We start from the raw sequence: 23,689 nt of genomic DNA, 5'->3' as shown, positions 1-23,689 counted from the left end.
CGGTCCGGCTCTCCGCGCAGGAGCTGAGCACGGAACGCGTCATCCACCCCCCGGACGACCCGACCGTCAAACTGCCCGGCTAGGGTTCCACGCATGTGGATCGAGCTGGCCACCGGGCTGTTCCCGGAGGCGGAGTCCGCGCCGCCCGCCGACCGGGCGGCGCTCGACGAGGTGGAGCGCGGCCTGGGCCAGTCGCTCCCGGCCGAGCTGCGCGCCCTGCTCACCGAGACCGACGGCCTGCTCGGCCACCTGAGCCTGGACGTCGTCTGGACCGCCGGGCGCATCCTCGCCGACAACCAGGCGTTCCGGACCAACGAGGACTTCGCCGAGCTGTACGCGCCGTTCGACGGTCTGCTGTTCTTCGGCGACAACGGCGGCGGCGACCAGTTCGCGTTCGTCACCGACGCCCCGCACGACGGGGTCTACGTGTGGGAACACGAGACCGACACCCGCCGCCGCGTCGCCGACGGCCTCGAGGACTACCTGCGGCGCATCCTGACCGCCGACGGCGACGACTGGTACGCCGGCGACGACGAAAGCGGGCACTGATGGTCGCCGTGAAACCGTGGCACCTGCTCGTCGGCTGCGGCCTCTGCACCATCGTGGCCGTGGGCGTGATCGTGCTGATCGTGGTCCTGGTCAAGCGCCGCTGACGGCCGGCATGACCTGCGTCTGGCTGCTCGACGTGGACGGCGTCATCAACGTCCGCAAACCCCGCTGGCACGCCGCCCCGCACCACGGCCGGGCCTACGCCGAGGGCACCGCCTGGCCGATGCGCTGGGCGCCCGCGCTGACGGCCCGCATCCGCCGCCTGCACACCTCCGGCGCGGTCGAGGTGCGCTGGTGCTCCACCTGGTGTGCCTGGTCGGACCAGGTGGAGCGGCTCTTCCACCTGCCCGCCCTCCCCTGCGCCTTCACCACCACCGCGGACGCGCCCACGGCGAAGCTGGCCGCCGCCCGCGCGGTCCTCGCCGGCGGCGACCATCTCATCTGGACCGACGACGACGAGGTCCCCACCGGCGGCCCGCTGCTGGACGAGCTCACGGCCACTGGTCGTGCCCTGCTGATCCGCCCGGACGCTCGCCGCGGCCTCACCCCCGAGCACCTCGACGAGATCGAAGCCTTCGTCAGGCGGGCGGCAGGGTGACCGCGATCTCGTCGCCGAGGGTGGCGCCGTGCTGGAGGTCCAGGTCGTCGCCGCTCCAGAACTTGCCGGGGTCGTACCAGTTGGCCCGGCGGCCCGTGGGCAGCAGGCCCATCTCCTCGTAGGTGACGGCGACGACCTCGGCGCAGTACGCGGTCTCCAGCGAGGAGTCGTTGCGCTTGCGGATGTTGGGCACGCGGCCCTGGAACCAACGGCCGGCGAGGCGGGCGGTGGACGGGAACGGGGTGCCGTCGAGCCGGGCGATGGTGCGCAGGACCGCCTCCTCCATCGCGGGGGAGACCTCGTGGTGGAGCTGGCGCAGCCACGGGCGCTGACCGTACCGGCGACCCCAGACGAGGACGGCGTCGCGCAGGTCGTGCAGCTGGACGCCGCGCTGGTGGCCGCCGGACCACATGTCGGGCAGGGACTTGCCCAGCTCCGCGTGCCACATGAGCGGCGGCATGTCGTCCAGGACGACGGCCATGCCGACGTGGTTGACGGGGCTGTTCGTCAGCGTCTGGATCGCCCGGTCGGCCTTGGATCGGCCACGGAACACCCAGAGGTCGCCCGTCCGTGTCATCCGGACCGCGTCGTCGAGATCGATAGCTGCCTGCACGACCAGTACCCTAAATGCCCATGAAGGCGAAGTGGTGGAAGGTGCTCGGCCTGGCCGGTGTCGTGGGTGTCGCGGCGACCGGAGTGGTGGTCGCGCGGGCGGAGCGCCGGCGGCGGGCGTACACGCCGGAGGAGATCCGGGCCAAACTGCGGGAGCGGCACGCGGTCGCACAGGGCGGGACGAGTCGCGGGTCACGTACCAGTGACACGTAAGGTCACTTAGGGTAGGTGGGGTGCAGGCATTGACTTCCCAGAGCGACCCCGTGCGGGTCCTGTTCCTCGAAAACATCCACCCCGTCGCGGTCGAGCGGATGCGGTCCGAGGGATACGTGGTCGAGACCCTCGGGCGTGCGCTCGACGAGGACGAGCTGATCGCCAAGCTCGACGGGGTCCACCTGCTGGGCATCCGGTCCAAGACGCAGGTGAGCGCCGCGGCCCTCGCCGCCGCACCGCAGCTGCGGGCGATCGGCGCGTTCTGCATCGGCACCGACCAGATCGACCTGCGCGCCGCGGCGGAGTCCGGGATCGCGGTGTTCAACGCCCCGTTCTCCAACACCCGCAGCGTCGTCGAGCTCGCCGTCGCGGAGATCATCGCGCTGACCCGGCGCCTCACCGAGAAGAACTCCGGCATGCACGCCGGGGTCTGGGACAAGGACGCCACGGGCAGCCACGAGGTCCGCGGCCGCTCGATCGGCATCGTCGGCTACGGCAACATCGGCACCCAGCTGTCGGTCCTCGCCGAGAACCTCGGGCTCAAGGTGTACTTCTTCGACACCGCCGACCGGCTCGCCCTGGGCAACGCGTCGCGCTGCGACACGCTCGACGAGCTGCTGGAGAAGTCCGACATCGTCACCCTGCACGTCGACGGCCGGCCGGGCAACAGCGGCTTCTTCGGCGAGGAGCAGTTCGCCCGGATGCGGCCCAGCAGCATCTTCCTGAACCTGAGCCGCGGCTTCGTCATCGACCACGAGGCGCTGCGCAAGCACCTGGAGAACGGCCACCTGTCCGGCGCCGCCGTCGACGTGTTCCCGAAGGAGCCGAAGGCGAAGGGCGACGAGTTCACCTCCGCCCTGCGCGGCCTGCCCAACGTCATCCTCACCCCGCACATCGGCGGGTCCACCGAGGAGGCGCAGTCCGACATCGGCTCGTTCGTGGCGGAGAAGCTGCACAAGTACGTGCAGGAGGGCTCCACCACGCTCAGCGTCAACCTGCCGTCGCTCAACCTGCAGCAGGCCGCCGACACCCACCGCATCGCCCTGCTGCACCACAACGTGCCGGGCGTGCTGGCCGACGTGAACAGCATCTTCGCCGGCCACAAGGTCAACGTCGAGGGCCAGATCCTGGCGACCCGCGGCGAGCTCGGCTACCTGCTGTCCGACATCGCCATCGACTACCCGGCGGAGATCCTCGCCCAGCTCGCCAACATGGCCACCACGGTCCAGCTGCGCGTCCTGTCGTAACATCCGGGCCGGCCGGACGTGCCCTCACGGCACGTCCGGTCCGCCCGTCTCCGCCGCCAACAGCGCGGCGATCTCGTCCTGAGCGTCAAGTGTCGCGCTGTCGGGCTGGCCGGGGGGCGTTCCGGGCCTTGACCAATGCGGCCGCCGCGCGCCGCAACATCGGACGGGGCAGGTGCACGGTGCCGGTCTGCCCAGGTCCGCCCGCCTCGTATTCGGCAACCATCTGCAGGCCCATCACGATCTGTTGGGCACTCCAGCGGGTCGAGGAGCGCGGCGAGTCGTGTTCGATGAGCCACTGCAGGTGTTCCATGGCGCGATCGCGGTCGTCGCGCCGGGCCGGCGTGTTGAACTGTCCCTCCACGAACGCGGTGATGAAGTCCATCATCGCGGTGACGTCGTCGTCCTGCCGAAGGGGAACCGGCACGGCCCGCAGGAACAGCATGAGACCCAGCGCTGCTCGGGTCAGCACTTCGTCCGTCGGCACCTGCGGCCCGGAAAGGGCCTCCTCCAGCAGTGCGATCGCCAGGTCCCGGTCGACGATCCGGGACGGGTCGGCTGCGCATCGCACCACCAGCGTTGTGCGGATCCGGAACAGTTCCACCGGTCGGGTGTGGGTCCGGCATGCCTCCCAGAAGGCGGTCGGTGCGCAGACGCTGTCCCGGATCTGGCGGCCGTGCTGTTCGAGGTAGTCGGCGAGGCGGTAGGTGCTCTCCGCCGGAGCGGGGTCTCCCGGGCGTGGGCGGATACGGGTGAGCGGTCCCCGGGCGCCGTGGCAGGGCGCCGCCGTGTAGGCGAGGGCCTGCTCCAACCAGTCCTCGCCGAGCAGGTCCCACTGGCTGTCGGTGAGGTAGCCGACGGCGGCGGCCTCCAGGAGCGAGATCGGCAGTGCCGGGCCGTGGCCGAGGCGCCGGGCGTCCATCGCGGCCTCGATCAGCGCGCGGGCCGGCGCCGGCGCGGTGCGGTACCGCTCGAGCAGCGCCGGTGCGCCCGCCAGGTACTGCGTGACCTGCCCCTGCTCCGCGTGCTCGACCGCGCCGGCCAGGCGGGGATCCTCGGTCGCCTGCCGCCGCAGCGCGTCCAGGTCGGCGGTCTCGAAGCGGTCCGGCACCGGGATCTCGGTGCCGGTCAGCAGCGCTCTGGCCTGGGCATACACGTCTTCGAGCGGTGGCGCGGGCGCTGCCGTCAGCAGCCGCCAGTGCTCGGGCCAGATGGTGCCGATCACCAGGACCGGTCCACGGGCCGGGTCGGTGAGCAGGGTGCGGAGGCCGGCGGCGATGCGCTCGGCCAGGGCGGCGTCGGCGGGCATCAGGTAGTGCTGCGCCTCGTTGAGCCAGATCACGGTGAACGGGCCGACCTCGGTCAGGTCCTGCGCGATCGCCTGTGACCGGCCCGGATCGATCGGGTGCCACAGCCGCCACTGCTTCGGCAGCGTCTGGACCGCCTCCCAGGCGGCCCGGGTCTTGCCGGTCGACGATCCGCCGACCAGCGTGACGATGCGGCTCGCCCCGGCCACCGCCGCATCGGTGACGTCCCGCAGCCGGGCGTCGTGCGCCCGCGGCACGTAGAGCGGCAGCGGGTCGAGCGGCGCGCCGTCGACCTCCATGGCGCGATGGACCTCCAGGGTGAGCGGGTCGCACGCGCTGACCGGCCGGCCGAGCCGGCGCGCCGGCGGCGCCGCCTGCGCCCGGCGCCACACACCGCGGACCTGGTCCACGAGCACCCTCAGGTCATGGCGATCGGTGGCCATCCGGGCGAGGGCCACCGCGACCGCGACCACGTCCTGCTCGCTCGGCGGGACGTCGTCGTCGCGGAGGATCCGGTTGACGGCGTCCTTCTTCGGAGCGGCCCCGATCAGCTCGTCGATCTCGTCGACCGGGCACCGCCACTCCTCGGCGAGCTCGTCCGCGAGCCGCGCCGTCGCCGCCGCGATCTGCTCCATCGTCGGCGCCTCGGCTTGGAGGTACAGCGAGTGCAGCAGATCCTTCAGGTCCTTCAGCGGACCGGGGGGCAGCCACGGGGGAGTGATCGGCCGGGGTCGGCGCCGCGCTGGTCGGCGCTCATCGCTGCTCATCGCCGTCCAGCATCGGGCATCGGGGGGTTGACGTGCCATCCCCCGTCGTGGCGTCGTCACTCATCGCATCCGAGATCGATCACCACCGGGGGTCTCACGCTCAAGGAACACACCCACGCGTGAGGAGAACCCGATGTCCAAACCACCCAGGAACACCCCGAAGCTGCTGCTCGCCGCCGTCACCGGCGCGGTCGCCGGTGCCGTCCGGGCGGTCACCGCGTGGCTGCTCGATCACGCGGGGTGAGGCGGGCCACGGCGCCGGTCTCCAGGGCCGTCCACACGGTGCCGTCGGGGGAGACGGTGATGCCGTGCGGTTCGGCGTCGGGGACCGGCAGGTCGTGCAGGGTGATGTCGCCGGCCGGGGTGATGTGGCCGATGCGGTTGCCGGCCCATTCGGTGAACCAGCAGCCGCCGCGCACGGGGTCCGCGGTGATCGCGTGCGGGCGGCCGGCGCGGTCGGGCAGCGGAAACTCGGTGACGGTGCCGTCGGTGGTGATGCGGCCGACCTGGCCGGCGGCGATCTCCACGAACCACACGGCGCCGTCGCCACCCGTGGTGATGCCGACCGGCGCCGCGTCCGGGGTCGGCAGCGGGAAGACCGTGACGGCGCCGGACGGGGTGATCCGGGCGATCGCACCGGCCTGGTTGAGGGTGCACCACAGCGCGCCGTCCGCGCCGGTGGTCAGCATCGAGGGCATCGAGCCCGCGGGCAGCGGCACCACCGTCGCGGACCCGTCCGGTTCCAGCCGGCCGACCTGGTCCGGTTGCATCGAGGTGTACCAGACGTGCCCGCCGGCGGCGATGCCGTACGTGCCCTGCGCGTCCGGCACCGGCGTCAGCGAAACGGCACCCGTGGTGGTGACGCGGCCGACGGCGCCGGCCCGCAGGAGGGTGAACCACAGCGCGTCGCCGGGGCCGGAGGTGATCAGCGCGGGGCCGTCGCCGGAGACGTCGAAGCGGGTCGTGGTGCCGTCGGGAGCGATCCGGGCGACGGCACCCGCGTGGACCAGCGTGCACCAGATGGCGCCGTCGGGGCCGGTGGTGATGCCGTACGGCCCGTCGCCGGATTCGGCGATCATGAACACATCCATGTGGATCCACCCTACGCGGGTGGCTTGCCCGATTGCGTGGCATTTGTGCCGACGGCCCGCCCGGCGGCCCGAAGCGAGGAACTTTCTTAATTGAAGTGTGTCATAGCCGTCTGACCTCGTCACTGTCCCGTTCCGGCGGTGGTCCGCACCGTTTCCGGGTTGTTAAAATGTCGTTCGGGATTGAAGTGCGTCGCGGGCAACCGCTACGGTGCATTCCGGACTTGGAGCGCCGGATTGCATTCATCGGGGGACGACTGTGCGGCAGCAAGCGGAAAGGCACGCGGTTGCTGGCTGACCGCAGGCGCCGGGAGCCGCTCGCCGACGACTTCTTCCGCCTCTGCCACGACGACCGTAGTGGCGCCCTCCGGCTCTCCGACGACGCCACCCGGGTCGGCCTCGCCTCCGCGCTGATCGGCGAGCTGGGCTGGGCGGGCATTCTCACCGTCGAGGACGGCCTGCTGCTGGTGCGCAGCGGATCCACACCCGGTGACTCGGTCGCGCACGCGGTCCTGGACGACATCCGGGGTGAGCGCACTCCCCGGGACGTGCGCACCTGGCTGACCTACCTGTCGATGGAGGCCTACGAACGGGTCGCCCGCCGCATGGTCGCCGCGAATCACGTCATCCCCCAGGAGGGTCGGCGGCTGCTGCGCCGCTTCACCTTCTATATGCCGACCGACACCAACGATTTCGTGTGGCCGCGCGTACGGCTCGGCACGGCGTTGGCGCAGCGCAGGCCGATCGACCAGATCGACATGCACCTGCTGGGCATCGCGGATGCCACCGGCCTGCTGTCGAGCATTCTCGACGGCGGTGGCCAGGCGGCGCACGCGTACTTCGAGCACCTCATGCAGCAGTCCCACAGCGATGTGCAGACCCTGATCCAGGAAACCAGGGTCGTCATCGGCAACAAGGTGATGAACGGACGTTAAGCAACACCCCCTCACTTCCCCGGAGGACGTTCCATGCCTGTCACCACCGCGCCGCCGACAGGCGGCTACAGCAAGATCGATTCAGCGCTGGACCAGAACAAATTGACGGTGCTCACCGTCATCCTGATGGTGATCGCGGCCGCCGCGCCGTTCACCGTCATCGCCGGCGGCGCGACCGCGGGCTGGGCCGTCACCGGCGTGCTCGGTATTCCCGTCGCGTATGTCGCCATGGCCGTCGTGCTGGGCGTCTTCAGCGTCGGCTACACGGAGATGTCCCGGCACATCGTGAACTCCGGCGCGTTCTACGCCTACGTCGCGCAGGGGCTGGGCCGCATCACCGGCCTCGGCGCCGCCGGCGTCGCGGTGCTCGCGTACAACTTCATGCAGATCGGCCTGTACGGCGGCTTCGGCCCGGTGCTCAGCGGCCTGCTCGAGACCCAGTGGAACATCAAGCTGGAGTGGTGGGCCTGCGCGTTCATCGCGTGGGCCGTCATCGGGATCCTGGGCGTGCTGAGCATCGAGTTCAGCGGCATCGTGCTCGGCGTGCTGCTCGGCGCCGAGGTCATCATCGCGCTGATCTTCTCGGTCGTGGAGCTCGCACACCCGGCCGGCGGCAACGTCACGTTCGACACCGTGAACCCGTCGCAGCTGTTCAGCGCCGGCATCGGCGCGGCGCTCGCCACGGCCGTGGCCGGCTTCGTGGGCTTCGAGTCCACCGCCGTCTACAGCGAGGAGACCCGCAACGCGAAGCGGAACATTCCCCGCGCCACCTACCTGTCGCTGATCATCATCGGCCTGCTGTACGCGTTCTGTTCCTGGGCGATGTCGGTCGCCGCCGGGCCGGACAAGATCGTCGGGCTGTCCACGGAGAACTCCAGCGAGACGATGTTCGTGCTGGTCAGCCCGCACCTCGCGGAGATCTGGCTGATCCTGGGCCACGTGCTGTTCGTGACGAGCCTGTTCGCCGCGCTGCTCGCGTTCCACAACACCGCCGCCCGGTACACGTTCGCGCTGGGCCGGGAGCGGGTCCTGTTCAGCTTCTTCGGCGCCACCGGCCGGCGCTTCCGCGCCCCGGTCTGGGGCTCGCTCTCGCAGACGATCCTCGCCGCCCTCGTCCTGGCCGTGTTCGCGTCCAGCAAGGGCCTGGACCCGTTCATCCACCTGTTCTTCTGGTGGACCGTGACCGGCGGCTTCGGCGTGCTCATCCTGATGACCGTGACGTCGGTGGCGGTGCTGGTGTACTTCCTGCGCAACCGTGAGGGTGAGATCGCCGAGGTGTCGCCGTGGCGGCGGTTCATCGCCCCGGCGATCGGCGCGGTGCTCCTCGCCGCGGTCCTGGTCGTGACGATCCTGGAGTTCGAGACGCTGCTCGGGGTCAAGCCCGACGACCTGGCCCGCTATCTGTTCCCCGGCCTGTTCCTGGTCGTGGCGCTGATCGGCGCGGCATGGGCGGCGGTCCTGCGCACGGTCAACCCGACCACGTACCGCGGCATCGGCCAGGGCGTCAACGCGGCGCTCCTGCCGGCCCAGCCCGACGACGCCACCGCGGCGCACCGGGCCCGATGACGTCGACCTCCACCGCCCCGGCGCTGCGACGCGCCGGGGCGGCCGACGCCCCCGCGGTGGCGGCCGTGCTCGCCGCCGCGCTCGACGACACCGACATCGCCCACTGGCTGGTGCCGGACGACGCCGAGCGGCCCGAGGTGTACCGGCGCTACTTCGACCTCGTCACGCCCTGGTTCGTCGAGCACGGCACGGTGTATCTGGCCGCGGACGGTTCGGCCGCGGCGGCGTGGGTGCGCCTCGACGGCAAGTTCGAGCCGGAGATCGCCGACTACGACCGGCGGCTGGCCGAGGCGTGCGGCGCCGCGACCGACCGGTTCGTGCGGCTCGACGTGGACATGCTCGCCGCGCACCCGGACGGGCTGACCCACGACTACCTGGCGTTCCTCGGCGTGGCTCCGGCCGCGCAGAACCAGGGCCTGGGCAGCCGGCTGCTGCGGGAGCACCACCGGGTCACCGACGGCGACGGGCTGCCGGCGTACCTGGAGGCGACCGGGCGGCGCAACGCGGCCCTGTACGGCCGGCACGGCTACGTGGACACCAACGAGGTCCCCATCGGCGACGGCCCACCCCTCTACGCCATGCTCAGGCCACCCCGAGCGCGGTGACGTCCCACATCCCGTAGTACTGGTTGACGAACACGTTGGTGAGTCTCGGGTTGCGGTAGTTGAGGACCTTGTCGTAGGTCAACGGCAGCATCGTCGCGGAGGTCATGACCGCGGCGTCGACCTGGGACCACAGTTTCGCGGCGGCGGCCGGGTCCGTGGTGGCACGGGCCCGGTCGAGCAGGGCGTTGATCGCGGTGTCGGACAGCTCGGCGTAGTTGTTGTTGCCGCTGGGCAGGATGAGGCGGCCGTCGACCAGGGTCGGGAAGAAGCCGTAGCCGGTCGGGAAGTCCGCCGACCAGGCGCCCAGGATCAGCCCGTACCCCTTGGCGTGCACGTTCGACGGGGAGCCGACGACCGAACGGGCGTAGAGCGACGGGTCCGACGCCTCGATGCGGGCCTTGATGCCGACGGTTGCCAGGGCCGCCTGGATCGCCTCGGCGGTCTTGCCCGCCCGGGGGCTGTCGGTGGCCGCGATGACGGTCTCGAACCCGTCCGGCTTGCCGCACGCGGCGAGCTCCTCCTTGGCCTTCGCCGGCTGCGGCTTGCCGCTCTTCGTCTGGAACGGGTCGAGCGACGGGTCGTGTCCAGGGATGCCCGGCGGCAGCATCGCGCCGGCGATGTCACCACCCGCGTCCGGTCCGCCGCGGGCGGTCTGCACCGCGGTCTTGTCCACCGCGTACTGCACGGCCCGCCGGCAGTGCACGTCGTCGAACGGGGGCACGGCCGTGCTCATCGCCGCGTACTGCACGAACCCCGTCGTCGGCTCGTCGGTGCGGGCCTTGAGCGCGGCGTCGAGCAGGATCTTCGGCTGGGTGGCGGCCTGCACCCCGCTCTGCCCGGCGTCGGCGTCCAGGTCCCCGTCCAGCAGCTGCGCGTCGATCTCGTCGGGGGCGGTGCCGATGGCCAGCTCGATGCGGTCCGGCAGCGCCCGGCGCACCGTGTCGGTGGCGCGGTCCCACTCCGCGTTGCGGACGAGGACGACCTCCTTGCCGGGGTCGATCGTCTCGAACCGGTACGGGCCCGAGGAGACCGGCTTGTCGCCGTACTTCGCGCCCGTGTCCTTGGCCGCCGGCACCGGCGCGGCGACCCCCATCGCCAGCAGGTAGGGGAAGTCCGCGAACGGCTCGGCCAGCCGGAACGCGATCGTCTTGTCGTCCGGCGTCGAGATGCTCTTCAGCCCCGTCTTGTCCGCGTACGGGCCGGGGTAGTGCTGCCCCTGGTCGAGCTGGTCGATGAGGTACGTCGGCCCGCCGCCGAGTTCCTCCTGCGCGAAGAGCCGCTCGATGCCGTGCCGCACGTCCTTCGACGTGACCGTTTCGCCGTCCTCGAACCTGACGCCGTCGCGGAGCGTGAAGGTGTACGTCAGCCCGTCGGCGGAGATCGTGGGCGCCGCCGCGGCGAGGTCCGGGACGAGCTTCAGCCCGTCGGCGCCGGGCTTCGCGTCCGGCGTGAGCAGCGTGCGCGTGTAGAGCCGCTGCAGGTTGTACGCCGCCGTCAGGTACGACCGGGTCGGGTCCCACGAGTCCACGTCGTGCGCGCTGGCGAGCTTCAACGTCCCGCCGGTCGCCGAGGACGGGTTGACCACCTCGGTGAGCCCGGCGTTGAACCCGCCGGCGGTCGTGCCCTCGCCGCCCGGTTCGTCCTTCTTGGCGCACGCACCGACGGTGAGGGTCAGGCACAGGACCAGCAGACTGCGAGTGATCTTCACTTAACGCAGCGTAGCCCCGTGCGGGTGGTGTTAGTGCGCGATCAGGACCGCGGCCAGGGCGAGAGCGCCCGGGAGCGCCTGGACCAGCAGGATCCGGCGGCTTGCGGTGGCGGCGCCGTACAGGCCGGCGACGATCACGCACACCAGGAAGAACACGCGCACCGCGAAGCCCACCGGGTCGTCGGCGATCATGCCGTAGACCAGGCCGGCGGCCAGGAAGCCGTTGTAGAGGCCCTGGTTGGCGGCGAGGGCCTTGCTGGCCTCGGCGAACTCGGCGGTCGTGCCGAACGCCGCCCTGGTCCGCGGCGCGGTCCACAGGAACATCTCCAGCACCAGGAAATACGCGTGCAGCGCGGCGACGAGCCCGACGAGGACCAGGGCGACGATGTTCACGCCGACACCCTACCGGGTGGTATCAGGCGGTCAGCTGGTCTGGATCCGCACGACGACCTGCGAGTCGGTCACGCTCTGCACGGTGATGTCGAAGCCCTGCGCCTGGGTGGAGCCGTCGACGGGGACGCTCACGGTGGTGCCACCGACCTCCAGCTTCACCACGCCGTTGTCGACGCTGACGAACTTCACGTCGACGCCGAGCACGCTGGACTCGGCATCCACTCCCCGGTCGAAGGTGACGGTGCACGCGTTGGTCGAGCACGTCACGTTGTCGGAGCTGCAGGCCGTCAGTGCGCCCACCCCGATGACCAGGGCGGCGGCGACCGAGGCGAGGCGGCGGGTCAAGGTCGTCATGGTTGGGGAGTGTATCCGGCCCGCGCCAGCCGTTCCGCACCGATGAGTTCCGCGTGCGCCGGTCGTATCAGCTGCATGAGGTCACACATCATGGCTGAACGCGGCGAGCTCGCCGAGGTCTTCGCCGGGCTGACGGACGAGCAGTGGGACGCGCCATCGCTCTGCGCCGGGTGGCGGGTGCGGGAGGTGCTCGCGCACACCACGATGCCGTTCCGGATGGGCACCGCCGAGTTCGGGTGGGAGATGCTGCGCTCCGGCGGGCGGTTCGGCCGGATGGCGGACCGGGTCGCCCGCCGCGACGCCGCCCGGATGCCGGCCCCGGCGCTCGTGGCGGCGTTGCGGGACAACATCGCGCACCCGTGGTCGCCGCCCGGCGGCGGGGCCGTCGGCGCGCTGTCGCACGAGATCATCCACGGCCTGGACAGCACCGTCGCGCTCGGTCTCGACCGGCGGGTGCCCGCGGACCGGCTCCTGCTCGTCCTGGACGCGATGCGGCCGCGCAACGTCGCGTACTTCGGCGTCGACCTCACCGGCGTGCGGCTCGAGGCCACCGACGTGGACTGGGGCCGGGGGAGCGGCGCCCCGCTGCGCGGCCTGGCCCAGGACCTGTTGCTCGTCGTCTGCGGGCGGCTGCTGCCCGCCGGTCACCTGTCGGGCGAAGCGGCGGCCAGGTTCACGCAGGGTCGCTGACCGTTCGCCGGATGGTGACGGTCTCTGACTTCGTTCATCGTGGATATCCGTGGAGCTCTTCGACACCGCGCTGCGTATCGACGCGCCCGGACCCTCGGGAGTGCCGGTCGTCAACAACCTCAAGCTGATCCGCGACTCGGCCCGGTTCCTGCTCGGCCGGGTCGGGCCGTTCGAGCAGCCCGTCGTGCCCGCCACCGCCGGCAACGGATCCGTCGTCGTGGTCCGCGGGCGCGAGGCCGTGAAGCAGGTGTTCACCGACACCGCCGCGTTCCAGCGCGCCGACGGGTTCTTCGACCTGCCGCCGGGCCGGCCGTGGTCGGGCATGTTCGACGCGGTCATCACCGCCAACGGCGCCGAGCACACCCGCCGCCGGAAGCTGCTGATGCCGGCCGTGCACCGCACCGCGATGACCCACTACCGGGCGGTGTTCGCCGACACGTTCGAGCGGTCCCGGTTCGCGGCCGTCGATGACGCGCCGTTCGACCTGAAGCGGGAGTGCCTGCGCATCTCCAAGGCCAACCTGATGCGGTGCCTGCTCGGCCTGGACGACGCCGACGGGCTCAGCGCGTTCGCCGACCGGATCGTCACCCTCGGCACCGAGGCCGGCGACCCGCGGGTGCTGCTGTTCAAGCGGGACCTGCGGTGGTCGCCGTACGGGCGGTGGCTGCGCCGGGTCGCCCGCGCCTACGACCAGCTCGCCACCCTGATCGCGCAGCGGCGGGCCGGCGAGCCGCGCCCCGACGCGCTGTCGATCCTGTGCCACGCCGTCGACGAGGACGGCGACCAGCTCACCACCGAGGAGATCGCGGGGGAGCTGCACGGGTTCTTCGCCGCCGGGTTCGAGACGACCGCGATGACGATGAGCCTCGCCCTCATCACGCTGCTCGGCAGCCCCGACCCGGACGCCGCTCCGGTTGACCCGTCCACTGTGGACGTCGATGCCGTGGTGAAGGAGTCGCAGCGCCTGCTGCCGGCGGTGCCGATCACCCTGCCCCGGCGGGTGACCGCGACGGTGGAGGTCGCGGGCTCGCCGCCGGTGCCGAAGGGGGCGCTGCTGTTCCTGTCGCCGCTGCTGGAGCACCGCAACCCGGCGGTGTACCCGCAGCCGCAGGTGTTCCGCCCGCAACGCTGGACGGCGGGGGAGCCGGGGCCGAAGCAGTACGAGTTCATCCCGTTCGGGCTCGGCCCCCGCCGCTGCCTGGGCGCGGAGTTCGCCGACCTGCAGGTCCGCACGACGCTGACGCTGCTGCTGGAGCGCGGCCTGCCCGGCCTGGTCGAACCCCGGATCGACTACGGCATGGTGAACGGTGTCACCGCGGGCCCGCGCCGCCCCGTGCCCGTCCGCGCCGGAGGTCCGAAGTGGACGGTCCTGACCGGCTCCGTCACGCGGGTGTGGAAACCGGCCGCCTGACCGGGACCGCGCGGCGCCGGATCACCCACTCCGCGACGGCGAGGTTGATGACCCAGCCCGCCGCCATCCCGACGCTCCTGGTGATCCAGCCCGGCTCCCCGACGAGCAGCATCCACGGCGCGAGCGTGAACGCCTGGGTGCCCGCGCCGAGCCCGATCGCGTAACCGCGGGTCATCCAGGCGCTGTGGCGGGGGATGTCGCGGCGCAGCGCGGCGGCGACGCCGACCACGAGCGCCACCACCATCGCCGAGCCGAACCCGAGCCGCAGCACCGCCACGACGGTGGCGTCGACCGGCGGCACGTCATAGAACACGGTCATCCACAGGCCGGTCAGCGCCGCGACGATGCCGAGCGGCGCGAGGAGCCGCCCGGCGGCCCGGTGCCAGCCGATCCGGCGGCGGCGCAACCGCGAGTCGAACTGGAAGGCGCCGAGCAGCAGGAAGATACTGGCGCTGAAGATGTGCAGCACCACCGGCAGCGGTTGGTCGAAGAATCGCGCGTTGTCCGGGGTGCGGGCACCGCCGCCGCTGAGCTCCGCGACGCGCACGGCACCGCCGAGCATCGGGACGAGGCTGAGCAGGATCAGCCCGGTGGGGACGAGCCATCTGGGGGTGGTCATGTGTCGATCGTCGGGCCCGGGACGGTGCCCGCTCATCGCCGCGCGGGCCGGGGCACGGCCGTACTTTAGGACGACCCCCGCGTAGTCCCCGGGGCCCGGTCGGTCTCGTAGGCCCACATCGCGATCTCGACCCGGTTCCGGACGCCGAGCTTGGCCATCAGGCTGGTGATGTGCGTCTTGACGGTGCTGAGCGTGATGTACAGCTCCGCGGCGATCTCGCCGTTGGTGCGGCCCGCGGCCACCTTGGCGAGAACCTGCTCCTCGCGATCGGTGAGCGGCTCGACGGGCTGGCGGGGTTTGGGCAACGGGCCGGCGCCGGCGAAGGCGCGCAGGAGCCGGGCGGTGACGGCCGGGGCGATCAGCGCCTCGCCGTCCGCCGCGGCGCGGACCGCCTGGGCGAGCAGCGCCGGACCGGCGTCCTTCAGCAGGAACCCGCGGGCGCCGGCGCGCAGCGCCGCGTAGACGTACTCGTCCAGGTCGAACGTGGTGATGACGACGACCGCGAGGGGGTCCTCGACGCCGGGGCCGGCGAGGGCACGGGTCGCCTCGATGCCGTCGACGCCCGGCATGCGGATGTCGAACAGGCACACGTCCGGGCGCAGCCGCCGGGCGAGCTCGACGGCCCGCTGCCCGTTGGCGGCTTCCCCGACGACCGTGATCCCCTGCTGTGCGTTGAGGATCATGGTGAGCCCGGTCCGCACGATCTCCTGGTCGTCGGCGACCACCACACGGATGGTCACGCCGGTGACTCCGCGCGTGGCAGCACGGCCGTCACGGTCCAGCCGCGGCCCGCCCCCGGACCCGCCTCGACCGTGCCGCCGAGCAGGTCGGCCCGCTCGGCCATGCCGATGAGCCCGAACCCGGGCGTCGCCGCGGCGTGGCTCAGGCTGTGGTCGCCGTCGTCGCTGACCCGCAGCCGGACGGACGTGTCGTCGGCGTCGACGCGGACCTCGATCCTGGTCGCGTGCCGGGCGTGCCGGCGGGCGTTGGTGACCGATTCCTGGGCGAGGCGGTAGATCGCGGCACCGACCTCCGGCGGGAGGTCACCGAGGTCTCCGGACAGCCCGACGTGCACGCCCGGCCCGGTCCGCGCACCGGCCCGGCCCGCCAGGCCGACCAGGTCGGCGATGCGTGGGTCAGGTGGGTCCGGTGCCGGCCCGGCGGTGTGCGGGTTGGGGGTCAGCTCGGCGGGTTCCGGGAGTCCGTCGCGCCGCAGGACCCGGACCATGGCGCGCATCTCGGCGAGCGCCCGCGACGCCTCGGCCTCGATGACGTGCAGCGCGTCGGTCGCGGCGTCCGGGTGCAGGGCCGCGGTGGCGATGCCGGCCTGCGCGCGGATCGCCATCGCCGAGACGTGGTGCGCCACGGTGTCGTGCAGGTCCCGGGCCAGCCGCTCCCGCTCCAGCAACCGGATCCGGTCGACCTCGCGCCGGCGGGCGCTGGCCCGGTACCGCAGCGCCACGCCCAGCGCGAGACACGCCGACAGCACCGCCGGACCCGCGACGGCGTCGCCGGCATCGACCTCGCCGAGCCAGACCGCGACGGCGAACTTCGCGGCGACGACCGCCACTCCGGCGACGATCTCGCGGCCGGCACCCCACCGCGCCAGTGCGTACACCGTGATCAGCACCAACGCCGTCGCGTCGTTCTCGAGCGCCTGCCCCGTGAACACCGGTAGCAGCCCCGTCACACCGAACGCGAGGGCGACCGCGGCGAAGGGCTGCCGCCGCCGCCAGAGCAGCACCGGCGCGAGCACGACGAGGACGACCACCGAGAGCGCCCGCATCGGCAGGTCCGGGCGCAGGAGCCCTTCGAGGACCGTGAGCGGCACCAGGATCCCGGCGAGCGCCCAGTCCCGCCACACCCGCGCGGGCGCGCCCGGGGCACGGGGCTCGTCCCACAGCGCGCGCAAGGCCTCGGTCATCCGCCGATCGTATGGGAGCCCGGACCGGTCCCAGATCGGCCTGAAGTACTACGACATCCGCAGCCGCAGATACACGAAGTCGCGGTCGAGAGGGCCCGGGCGGCGCTCGCCGGAGGACTCCCAGCCGCGCCGCAGGTAGAACGCCTTGGCCCGCTCGTTGCCGTCCCACACCTCCAGCCGACCCCCGGTGACCCCGGCGGCCCTCCAGACGTCGACCCCGGCGTCGTGCAGCGCGCCACCGATGCCGTGCTGCCAGTGTGCCGGGTCCACGTACAGGCCGATGAGCTGGTCGTCCTTCATCGACAAGAATCCCGCCACCCGCGCGTCGCCGTCGACGCACAGCACCGTGCGATCCGGGGCGTCGACGCTGACCGTGTACGCCTCGCGCAACTCCTCCGTGTCGTCGCGGGTCGCCAGGTCGCCGTAGTACGTGCGGCGGGCCTGCTGATGGATCGCGATCAGCGTCTCGACGTCGGACCGGCGCGCGCGGCGGATCTCCATCCGGCTCTTCATCCAGTGACCGTGCCACACGGCGGGTTTGACCGCCGCCCCGCCCGGAAACCTGTGCTGTATGGCCAACATCGACAACAACGGCGTGCCGCGGGTCGACGACACCGTGGACACCGACACCATCCGTGACGAGGCTGAGCGGATCGCGGTGCCGGACTTCGACTACATCGGGCAGCCCATCGACGCGGTCGTGGACGGCCTCACCGGGCACAGCCACGAAGAGGACGAGGACACCGAGGAGACCACGGTCGACTAGGTCCGGGGCGTCCGGATCAGCAGGGTGGCCACGACCTCGTCCGGGCCGACGGTGCCGTAGACGTGCGGCACGTCGGCCGCCCACGCGATGTGCTCACCCGGGCCGGCGATCAGCGGTGCGTCGGTCGGGCCGGCCCGCAGGACCCCCTCCGACACCGTGACGTGCTCGGTCACGCCGGGCGCGTGCTGCGGTGAGTGCTGCACCACGCCCGGCCGCACCCACATGCGCAGCAGCTCGAACGTCACCCCCGGCTCGTCGAACACCTCCAGCAGCTTCGCGGTGACCGCCGTGCCACGCACCGGTTCGCCGTGCTGCTCCCGGACCAGCGCTGTCAGCGGTACCCCCAGCGCACCCGCCACGGCGTACAACGTCTCGAGCGTCGGGTTCCTGGTGCCGTGCTCGAGTCCCGACAGCGTGGCCTTGCCGATCCCGGCCGCCCGCGCCAGCTCCGACAGCGACATCCCGCGCGCGGCCCGCAACTCCCGCAGCCGGTCGCCAAGACTTGTCCCGCGCTCCTCCACCTGGCTATGGTGACTGTTCCGTAAACGGAACGGTCCCTGGAGGGGTCTGATGCGACGGTTCGACACGGCCCCACCGATCCTGGCCGGGCTCGTCAGCGCGGTCGTCGGCTATGCCAGCTCGTTCACCGTCGTGCTCGCCGGCCTCCGCGCCGTCGGCGCCACCCCGGCGCAGGCCGCCTCCGGGCTGCTCGCGCTGTGCACCGGCATCTGCGCGACGGCCGTGTTCCTCTCCGTGCGGCACCGGATGCCGATCAGCATCGCCTGGTCGACCCCCGGCGCGGCGCTGCTCGTCGCCACCGGCCACGTGCACGGCGGCTGGCCCGCCGCTGTCGGCGCGTTCCTCGTCTCCGCCGCGCTCATCGTCGTCGCCGGCCTGTCGCCGTGGCTCGCCCGGGCGATCGCCGCGATCCCCCGCCCCATCGCCGGCGCCATGCTCGCCGGCGTCATCCTCAGCCTGTGCACCGCCCCGGTCCGCGCCGTCGTCAGCGTGCCCGAGCTCGCCGTCCCGGTGGTGCTCACCTGGGCGCTGCTCACCCGCTTCGCCCGGCAGTGGGCCGTCCCGGGCGCGCTGCTCGCCGCGGTCGTGGCGATCCTGGTCCGCGGCGTGCACCTCACCGGCGTCTCCGTGGCGCCGTCCGCCGTGTTCACCGTGCCGACGTTCAACCTGCCGGCGCTGGTCAGCATCGCCGTGCCGCTCTTCCTCGTCACCATGGCCGCGCAGAACGTCCCCGGCATGGCCGTCATGGCCACCTACGGCTACACCCCGCCCCTGCGCGGCGTCCTGGTCACCACCGGCGTGGCGAGCGCTCTCGCGGCTCCCTTCGGCGGTCACGCCCTGAACCTGGCGGCCATCACCGCCGCGCTCACCGCCGGCCCCGACACCCACCCCGACCCGCGCCGGCGGTGGGTGGCCACGGTGGCGCTCGGCTTCGGGCAGCTCACCCTCGGCCTGGGCGCGGGGCTGGCGATGGCGCTCGTGCTGCTCTCGCCGCCGGTCCTCGTCGTCGCGGTCGCGGGGCTGGCGCTGCTGTCGGCGCTGGGCGCGTCGCTGGCGAGCGCGGTCACCGAGCCGTCGGGGCGCGAGGCGGCGGTGGTGACGTTCGTGGTGACGGCCTCGGGGATGACGATCCTGAACATCGGGTCGGCGTTCTGGGGGCTGGTGGCGGGTGGGTTGACCGCCCTGCTGCTGCACCGCCGCCGTGCGACCCCTTCGCCTCCGCCGGCCGGGCCGGATCCGGTGGCGGCACCCGCCGGTGAGAACACTGCCGGCATGGCCCCGGAACCGGGGCAAGCAGTCGGTGGAGCAGGTGAGCGGCGGCCGGAGGGTGCCGTCGGGACAAAGGGGTGACGCGGTCCTTGATCTCGTCCGACGGTGGCGGCGTGGATCACAGGGTGCCGTCGGGACAAGGGGGTGACGCGGTCCTTTGATCTCGTCCGACGGCGGCGCCATGGACCACATCTCCGGCGAGGGCATGCCCGACGTGGGCACGGCCGCGCCCGCGGTGATCCAGGAGGCCGTGCACGCCGGCATGTTCGGCGCGCACGGCGAGCCGGGGATCAGTCCCGGAACCACGCGTGCATGTCGGCGCCGAGCGCGGTGTGGTGCGCGGCCAGCACCGCGACCGCGGCGAGCCCGACAACCACGAGCCAGCCCCGCTGCCACCGGCCGAGGCTGCGCCCGAACAGGCCGAGCCCGACGGCGATCGTGCCGAGCAGGGCGGCGCCATAGCCGGGATCGGCATTGAACATCGGGAAGCCGGCGACCGTGACGGCCAGCAGCGCGACCGCCGCCAGCCCCAGGCCCGCGACCGCGAACCAGATCCGGCGGCCGCCGAACCCGACGACGGCGCCCGCGAGGCCGATCGTCGCGGCGAGCAGCCAGCCGCCCGCGAGGGCCACATAGGTGCCGAACCACAGGGTCAGCATCAGGGGCAGCAGCACCCAGAACAGCACGCCGTCGTCGGGCCAGAGGCTCTTCGGGTCGACGGGGCCGCCGCCGCTGCGGGCGATGCGGCCCGGGATGTCGAACAGGAAGTAGGACAGCGGCACGAGCAGGACCCAGGACAGCACGGGCCAGCCGAGGCCGAAGAGCAGGACGCGGGCGGGTGCCCGCAGCGCGCCGGTGGTGTGCGCGACGGCGGTCGGGCCGCGGGAGAGGCCGGCCCGCCGGGCGGCGGCGCGCAGTGCGGGGAGGGTGCGGGCGGCGCCGAAGAGATAGCGCCAGCGGCCGGTGGTCATGGTCATGAGGTCGGCGGTCCACTCGGCGCGCTGCCGGTCGCGGAAGCCGCGGGGCAGCAGCAGCGTGAGCGCCGCGAGAACGAGCCGCAGCCCGCCGGTGAGGGCGGCCGGGGCGGCCCCGGTCACCATGCGAGCCGACCCGTGTCCGGGCCCGGCGAAGGTGCCGGCGAAGCGGCGCGGCGGCGGGCCAGGGCGGACCGGGCCGCGGTGGCGCCCTCTGCGGTCAGCAGGTAGTAGCGCCGGCGGGGACGGCCGGCGGCGTGCACGTCGATCTCCTCCTCGCGGCTGGACAGCCAGCCGGCGCCCTCGAACGCGACGAGGATCGGATAGATCGTGCCGGGTTCGAGCCCGGCCTCCGTGGCGAGGTCGAGGCCGTAGCGCTCGCGTCCGGGGTCGGCCAGCAACGCCCTGAGCACGAGCAGCCGCGGCGTCGTCATGCGCAGCGCACCCATGCCGGTACTCTATACAGCTATTCCTAGTTCTGCATAGGGTCGCTGGCGAGGAGGCTCATCAGGTACATGTCGTACCACTCTCCGTCGCGGCGGAAGCACTCGCGGTGTCGTCCGTCCTCACGGAAGCCGACCTTGTCGTAGACCCGGCGGGCCGCGACGTTCTCGGTCACCACCCACAGGTAGACCGAGTGCAGCCGCATCTCCTCGAAGCCGTAGCGGCACATCAGGCGGGTGGCCTCGGTGGCGTAACCGTGCCCCCAGCTGTCCTTCTCGCCGAGGTAGATGTCCAGCTCGGCCCGCCCGATCTCGGGGTTGGCGCCGCTGAGCCGGACCAGCCCGACCAGCCGGGGCTCCGCCAGGGTCTGGATGCCGAAGAGCACGTCCCCGTAGGTGTTCGGTCCCCGCTCCTCGCCACGGGCGACGTAACGGGCGAGTGTCTGGCGGTAGCCGTCGAACATCCACCGCATCACGTCGCGGTCGTTGTTCCACCGCCACAGCGTTTCCCACTCGTCCGGTTCGATCGGTCGCAGTCGCACGAGGTGTCCGGTCGTCACCGCAGCAGGCTATTCGCCGTCCATCGATCGACGCAGCCCATTTGGCAAACCGGCGGCCGGCGCCATAAACTGCAAACAGTGTTCGCATAAAATGGGGAGGGCTGATGCGGGTCACATCCACGCACACCGGCATTCCGGTGTATTCCACGGGCACCGGCCCGGGCATCGTGATCCTGCACGGCGGCGGGGTCGCGGTGCGGGACTACCAGCGGCTGGCCAAGGCGTTGTCGGACCGGTTCACGGTGCACCTGTACAACCGCCGCGGCCGCCCGGACACGGCGCCGCTGACCGGCACCGAGACCGTCGAGACCGACCTGGCCGACCTCGGCGCGGTCCTGGAGCACACCGGGGCGCGGAGCGTCTTCGGGCACAGCGGCGGCGGGTTCGTGGCACTGCGGGCGGCCCTGAGCCTGCCGGCGGTGCGGCGCGTCGCCGTCTACGACCCGGCCCTCAGGATCGACGGCCGCCGCGAACTGGAGTTCATCGACGAGTTCGAACGGCTCGTCGCCGCCGGTGACCACGCCCGCGCGATGACCGTGATGGCCCGCACGACGTATCCCGACGACATCGGCGCGAAGCTGCCGTTCGGGATGGCGCTGGGCGTCACCCGGCTGTTCCTGCGGACCCCGATCGGGCGCAGGTTCGTGGACCTGATGCCCACGATCCCGCCCGAGGTCCGCCGCATCCATGCGCACGGCGGGCCGCCCTCCGACTACGCCGGCATCACCGCCGAGCTACTGCTGGCCGCAGGCGCCCGCAGTCCGGGGTACTTCATGGAGAACTGCCGGGCGATCGCGGACGTCACGGCACACGGCCGGGCCCTGCGCGTCCCGAGGTCGTCGCACAACGCGGCGAACATCGCCCGCGCGGGGTTCGTGCGGCCGTTCGCCGACTTCTTCGCCGGGTCGCTGAAGACCGTCTGAACCAGCGAAAAGGCCGCCCCCGACGCCGGGAGCGGCCTTTTCGTGTGCAGCGATCAGTGCACGATCACCGGGGTCGCGGCGCCGGCGGGGGCGTCGTCGCCGATCGGCGTCGCCTCCTTCTTGCGCGGCAGGAACGCGATCGGGATGAACGTCGCCAGGACCAGCGCGAAACCGACCCAGAACGTCGCGGCGAACGAGTCCGCCACAAACGCCAGGCCCTTGTCGAACAGCCCCGGCGGCAGCTTCTCCGGCAGTCCGGGAACGTGCTGGGCCAGGATCGCCAGACCCGCCTCGGTGATGGGCTTGCCGTCCACGGGACTCGGAATCGGCGCCAGGTCCGACTCGTTGAGGTTGCTGGTCAGGATCACCGACATGACGGCGGCGCCCACGGAGCCACCGATCTGCTGGAGGATGTTGACGAGCGTGGAGCCGCGGGCGACCTCGGCGTGGCTGAGCGTCTTCAGCGCCGAGGTCATGATCGGCATCATCGTGCCGCCCATGCCGAGGCCCATGACGAACAGCGAGCCGCACAGCAGCCAGTACGACGTGTCGGCGGTGACCTGCGTGAAGGTGAAGAAGCCGACGGCGATGAGCGCCATCGCGAACGGCACCGTCCGGCCGACCGGCACCTTGTCGGCGAGCATGCCGGCGATCGGCATGGTCAGCATCGCGCCGATGCCCTGCGGGGCCATCAGCAGCCCGGCGTGCAGCGTGGACTCGCCGCCGACCTGCAGGAAGTAGCTCGGGAACAGCAGCCCGGCGCCCATGAACGCGATGATGAACACGAACAGCGTGATCGTCGCGATCGTCAGCTTGCGGTTGCGGAACAGCCGCAGGTCCAGCAGCGGGTGCTTCGGCACGAACGAGTAGAACACGAAGCCGATGACCAGCAGCCCGCCGATGAGCATCGGCAGCCAGACCTTGGTCGCGCTGAACGTGCCCTCGCCGGGCAGCGACGACACGCCGAACAGGAACAGCGCCAGACCCGGCGACAGCATGAGCATGCCGAGGAAGTCGAAGGACTCCGACGGCTTCGGGTCGTCCTTCGGCAGTGCCATCGCCGCGTAGACCAGCGCGATCGCGCCGATCGGCAGGTTGATGAGGAAGATCCAGTGCCAGGAGTACTCGTCGATGAGCCAGCCGCCGAGGATCGGGCCGGTGATCGGGCCGAGCAGCATCGGGATGCCGAGGATCGCCATGAGCCGGCCGATGCGCTCCGGGCCGGCGGCCCGGGTCATCATCGTCATGCCCAGCGGCATGAGCATGCCGCCGCCGAGACCCTGCACGACCCGCCAGCCGATGAGCTGACCGATGGAGTCGGCGGTGGCGCACAGGCCGGAGCCGATGGTGAAGAGCGCGAGCGCCACCATGTAGAGCCGCTTGGTGCCGAACCGGTCCGCGGCCCACCCGGTGAGCGGGATGACGGTGGCGAGCGCCAGGGTGTAGCCGGTCATCGTCCAGGCGACGGTCGCGTACGACGTCTTGAACTCGGACTGGAACGTCGGCAGCGCCACGCTGACGACGGTGATGTCGAGAATCGACATGATCGCGCCGAGGACCACGACCCCCGCGATCTTCAGCACCGCGGCGTCGATCTTATTCGACGCCGCGGCCGTTGGATTCGTCACTGAAACCCTCCTGGTCGAGCTCAC

27 protein-coding genes are annotated in these 23,689 nt (G+C 72.0%); 12 read left to right on the top strand and 15 right to left on the bottom strand.

The window, feature by feature from the left end:
* Nucleotides 1-93: 93 nt before the first annotated feature.
* Together Dsi01nite_RS41240 and Dsi01nite_RS41235 are read left to right on the top strand one after the other, a co-directional pair.
* Nucleotides 94-549, top strand: coding sequence for an SMI1/KNR4 family protein (locus Dsi01nite_RS41240; protein ID WP_203851844.1), 456 nt, complete (start codon nt 94-96; stop codon nt 547-549).
* A 112-nt stretch (nt 550-661) separates the two neighbouring features.
* Nucleotides 662-1,147 (top strand): HAD domain-containing protein, encoded by a 486-nt coding sequence (locus tag Dsi01nite_RS41235; RefSeq protein WP_203851843.1) that lies wholly within the window; start codon nt 662-664, stop codon nt 1,145-1,147.
* Here the strand turns inward: Dsi01nite_RS41235 and Dsi01nite_RS41230 are convergent.
* Nucleotides 1,128-1,760 carry a hypothetical protein gene (locus Dsi01nite_RS41230; RefSeq protein WP_239136552.1) on the bottom strand — a complete coding sequence of 211 codons (633 nt, stop codon included), beginning with the start codon at nt 1,758-1,760 and terminating at the stop codon, nt 1,128-1,130. The genes Dsi01nite_RS41235 and Dsi01nite_RS41230 overlap by 20 nt on opposite strands.
* Before the next feature lie 20 nt (nt 1,761-1,780).
* Between Dsi01nite_RS41230 and Dsi01nite_RS41225 the strand changes: the two genes are divergently transcribed.
* On the top strand, nt 1,781-1,972 hold the full coding sequence (locus Dsi01nite_RS41225; RefSeq protein WP_203851842.1) for a hypothetical protein: 192 nt from the start codon (nt 1,781-1,783) through the stop codon (nt 1,970-1,972).
* Nucleotides 1,973-1,992: 20 nt separating this feature from the next.
* A complete protein-coding gene (gene serA / locus Dsi01nite_RS41220) occupies nt 1,993-3,219 on the top strand; it encodes a phosphoglycerate dehydrogenase (protein ID WP_239136551.1) in 1,227 nt (408 codons plus the stop codon).
* Between the two features lie 85 nt (nt 3,220-3,304).
* Here serA and Dsi01nite_RS41215 read toward each other — a convergent pair whose 3' ends face one another.
* Together Dsi01nite_RS41215 and Dsi01nite_RS41210 are read right to left on the bottom strand one after the other, a co-directional pair.
* A complete protein-coding gene (locus Dsi01nite_RS41215) occupies nt 3,305-5,290 on the bottom strand; it encodes a hypothetical protein (RefSeq protein ID WP_203851841.1) in 1,986 nt (661 codons plus the stop codon).
* 212 nt (nt 5,291-5,502) lie between these two features.
* Nucleotides 5,503-6,381 carry a Vgb family protein gene (locus Dsi01nite_RS41210; protein ID WP_203851840.1) on the bottom strand — a complete coding sequence of 293 codons (879 nt, stop codon included), beginning with the start codon at nt 6,379-6,381 and terminating at the stop codon, nt 5,503-5,505.
* 167 nt (nt 6,382-6,548) lie between these two features.
* On the opposite strand from Dsi01nite_RS41210, the gene Dsi01nite_RS41205 reads away from it, so the two are divergent.
* From Dsi01nite_RS41205 to Dsi01nite_RS41195, 3 genes are read left to right on the top strand one after another with little or no spacing between them, the layout of a single operon-like run.
* Nucleotides 6,549-7,313 carry a GOLPH3/VPS74 family protein gene (locus Dsi01nite_RS41205; RefSeq protein WP_203851839.1) on the top strand — a complete coding sequence of 255 codons (765 nt, stop codon included), beginning with the start codon at nt 6,549-6,551 and terminating at the stop codon, nt 7,311-7,313.
* A 33-nt stretch (nt 7,314-7,346) separates the two neighbouring features.
* Complete coding sequence (locus Dsi01nite_RS41200) at nt 7,347-8,879, top strand: APC family permease (protein ID WP_203851838.1); 1,533 nt, start codon at nt 7,347-7,349, stop codon at nt 8,877-8,879.
* Nucleotides 8,876-9,484 carry a GNAT family N-acetyltransferase gene (locus Dsi01nite_RS41195; RefSeq protein ID WP_203851837.1) on the top strand — a complete coding sequence of 203 codons (609 nt, stop codon included), beginning with the start codon at nt 8,876-8,878 and terminating at the stop codon, nt 9,482-9,484. The genes Dsi01nite_RS41200 and Dsi01nite_RS41195 overlap by 4 nt, the downstream gene beginning before the upstream one ends.
* Here Dsi01nite_RS41195 and Dsi01nite_RS41190 read toward each other — a convergent pair.
* The 3 genes from Dsi01nite_RS41190 to Dsi01nite_RS41180 are packed head-to-tail and all read right to left on the bottom strand — an operon-like array spanning nt 9,462 to nt 11,939.
* On the bottom strand, nt 9,462-11,192 hold the full coding sequence (locus tag Dsi01nite_RS41190; protein WP_239136550.1) for an ABC transporter substrate-binding protein: 1,731 nt from the start codon (nt 11,190-11,192) through the stop codon (nt 9,462-9,464). The genes Dsi01nite_RS41195 and Dsi01nite_RS41190 overlap by 23 nt on opposite strands.
* A gap of 30 nt (nt 11,193-11,222) precedes the next feature.
* The gene (locus tag Dsi01nite_RS41185; protein WP_203851836.1) at nt 11,223-11,585 is read right to left on the bottom strand and encodes a DUF1304 domain-containing protein; all 363 of its coding nucleotides are present in this window, start codon (nt 11,583-11,585) and stop codon (nt 11,223-11,225) included.
* A gap of 30 nt (nt 11,586-11,615) precedes the next feature.
* Nucleotides 11,616-11,939, bottom strand: a complete 324-nt coding sequence (locus tag Dsi01nite_RS41180; RefSeq protein WP_203851835.1) for a hypothetical protein — start codon at nt 11,937-11,939, stop codon at nt 11,616-11,618.
* Between the two features lie 90 nt (nt 11,940-12,029).
* On the opposite strand from Dsi01nite_RS41180, the gene Dsi01nite_RS41175 reads away from it, so the two are divergent.
* Both Dsi01nite_RS41175 and Dsi01nite_RS41170 read left to right on the top strand, forming a co-directional pair.
* On the top strand, nt 12,030-12,629 hold the full coding sequence (locus Dsi01nite_RS41175; RefSeq protein ID WP_203851834.1) for a maleylpyruvate isomerase family mycothiol-dependent enzyme: 600 nt from the start codon (nt 12,030-12,032) through the stop codon (nt 12,627-12,629).
* Between the two features lie 49 nt (nt 12,630-12,678).
* A complete protein-coding gene (locus Dsi01nite_RS41170) occupies nt 12,679-14,040 on the top strand; it encodes a cytochrome P450 (RefSeq protein WP_203851833.1) in 1,362 nt (453 codons plus the stop codon).
* Here Dsi01nite_RS41170 and Dsi01nite_RS41165 read toward each other — a convergent pair.
* The 4 genes from Dsi01nite_RS41165 to Dsi01nite_RS41150 form a co-directional block, all read right to left on the bottom strand.
* Nucleotides 14,012-14,659: a DUF2306 domain-containing protein gene (locus Dsi01nite_RS41165; RefSeq protein WP_239136549.1), complete on the bottom strand. Its 648-nt coding sequence runs from the start codon at nt 14,657-14,659 to the stop codon at nt 14,012-14,014. The genes Dsi01nite_RS41170 and Dsi01nite_RS41165 overlap by 29 nt on opposite strands.
* A gap of 65 nt (nt 14,660-14,724) precedes the next feature.
* Nucleotides 14,725-15,399, bottom strand: coding sequence for a response regulator (locus Dsi01nite_RS41160; protein WP_203851831.1), 675 nt, complete (start codon nt 15,397-15,399; stop codon nt 14,725-14,727).
* Nucleotides 15,396-16,583: a sensor histidine kinase gene (locus Dsi01nite_RS41155; protein WP_203851830.1), complete on the bottom strand. Its 1,188-nt coding sequence runs from the start codon at nt 16,581-16,583 to the stop codon at nt 15,396-15,398. Before Dsi01nite_RS41155 ends, Dsi01nite_RS41160 begins: the two co-directional genes overlap by 4 nt.
* Before the next feature lie 48 nt (nt 16,584-16,631).
* Nucleotides 16,632-17,096, bottom strand: a complete 465-nt coding sequence (locus Dsi01nite_RS41150; protein ID WP_203851829.1) for a GNAT family N-acetyltransferase — start codon at nt 17,094-17,096, stop codon at nt 16,632-16,634.
* A gap of 58 nt (nt 17,097-17,154) precedes the next feature.
* On the opposite strand from Dsi01nite_RS41150, the gene Dsi01nite_RS41145 reads away from it, so the two are divergent.
* The gene (locus Dsi01nite_RS41145) at nt 17,155-17,349 is read left to right on the top strand and encodes a hypothetical protein (RefSeq protein ID WP_203851828.1); all 195 of its coding nucleotides are present in this window, start codon (nt 17,155-17,157) and stop codon (nt 17,347-17,349) included.
* Here the strand turns inward: Dsi01nite_RS41145 and Dsi01nite_RS41140 are convergent.
* Nucleotides 17,346-17,870 carry a helix-turn-helix domain-containing protein gene (locus Dsi01nite_RS41140; RefSeq protein ID WP_239136548.1) on the bottom strand — a complete coding sequence of 175 codons (525 nt, stop codon included), beginning with the start codon at nt 17,868-17,870 and terminating at the stop codon, nt 17,346-17,348. The two genes, Dsi01nite_RS41145 and Dsi01nite_RS41140, sit on opposite strands and share 4 nt — an antisense overlap.
* A 49-nt stretch (nt 17,871-17,919) precedes the next feature.
* Between Dsi01nite_RS41140 and Dsi01nite_RS41135 the strand changes: the two genes are divergently transcribed.
* On the top strand, nt 17,920-19,218 hold the full coding sequence (locus tag Dsi01nite_RS41135; RefSeq protein ID WP_203851827.1) for a benzoate/H(+) symporter BenE family transporter: 1,299 nt from the start codon (nt 17,920-17,922) through the stop codon (nt 19,216-19,218).
* Between the two features lie 209 nt (nt 19,219-19,427).
* On the opposite strand, the gene Dsi01nite_RS41130 is transcribed toward Dsi01nite_RS41135, so the two are convergent.
* The 3 genes from Dsi01nite_RS41130 to Dsi01nite_RS41120 are packed head-to-tail and all read right to left on the bottom strand — an operon-like array spanning nt 19,428 to nt 21,114.
* Nucleotides 19,428-20,237 carry a hypothetical protein gene (locus Dsi01nite_RS41130; protein WP_203851826.1) on the bottom strand — a complete coding sequence of 270 codons (810 nt, stop codon included), beginning with the start codon at nt 20,235-20,237 and terminating at the stop codon, nt 19,428-19,430.
* On the bottom strand, nt 20,231-20,560 hold the full coding sequence (locus Dsi01nite_RS41125) for a PadR family transcriptional regulator (protein WP_239136547.1): 330 nt from the start codon (nt 20,558-20,560) through the stop codon (nt 20,231-20,233). Before Dsi01nite_RS41125 ends, Dsi01nite_RS41130 begins: the two co-directional genes overlap by 7 nt.
* A gap of 23 nt (nt 20,561-20,583) precedes the next feature.
* The gene (locus Dsi01nite_RS41120; protein WP_203851825.1) at nt 20,584-21,114 is read right to left on the bottom strand and encodes a GNAT family N-acetyltransferase; all 531 of its coding nucleotides are present in this window, start codon (nt 21,112-21,114) and stop codon (nt 20,584-20,586) included.
* Nucleotides 21,115-21,218: 104 nt separating this feature from the next.
* Here Dsi01nite_RS41120 and Dsi01nite_RS41115 point away from each other — a divergent pair, with 104 nt between their 5' ends.
* The gene (locus Dsi01nite_RS41115; protein ID WP_203851824.1) at nt 21,219-22,037 is read left to right on the top strand and encodes an alpha/beta fold hydrolase; all 819 of its coding nucleotides are present in this window, start codon (nt 21,219-21,221) and stop codon (nt 22,035-22,037) included.
* Between the two features lie 53 nt (nt 22,038-22,090).
* On the opposite strand, the gene Dsi01nite_RS41110 is transcribed toward Dsi01nite_RS41115, so the two are convergent.
* Complete coding sequence (locus tag Dsi01nite_RS41110) at nt 22,091-23,665, bottom strand: DHA2 family efflux MFS transporter permease subunit (RefSeq protein ID WP_203851823.1); 1,575 nt, start codon at nt 23,663-23,665, stop codon at nt 22,091-22,093.
* Nucleotides 23,666-23,689: the final 24 nt, after the last annotated feature.

The organism is Dactylosporangium siamense (assembly GCF_016862795.1).
In the GTDB taxonomy this organism is placed as follows: domain Bacteria; phylum Actinomycetota; class Actinomycetes; order Mycobacteriales; family Micromonosporaceae; genus Dactylosporangium; species Dactylosporangium siamense.
This window is presented reverse-complemented; position numbering and strand designations above follow the sequence as displayed.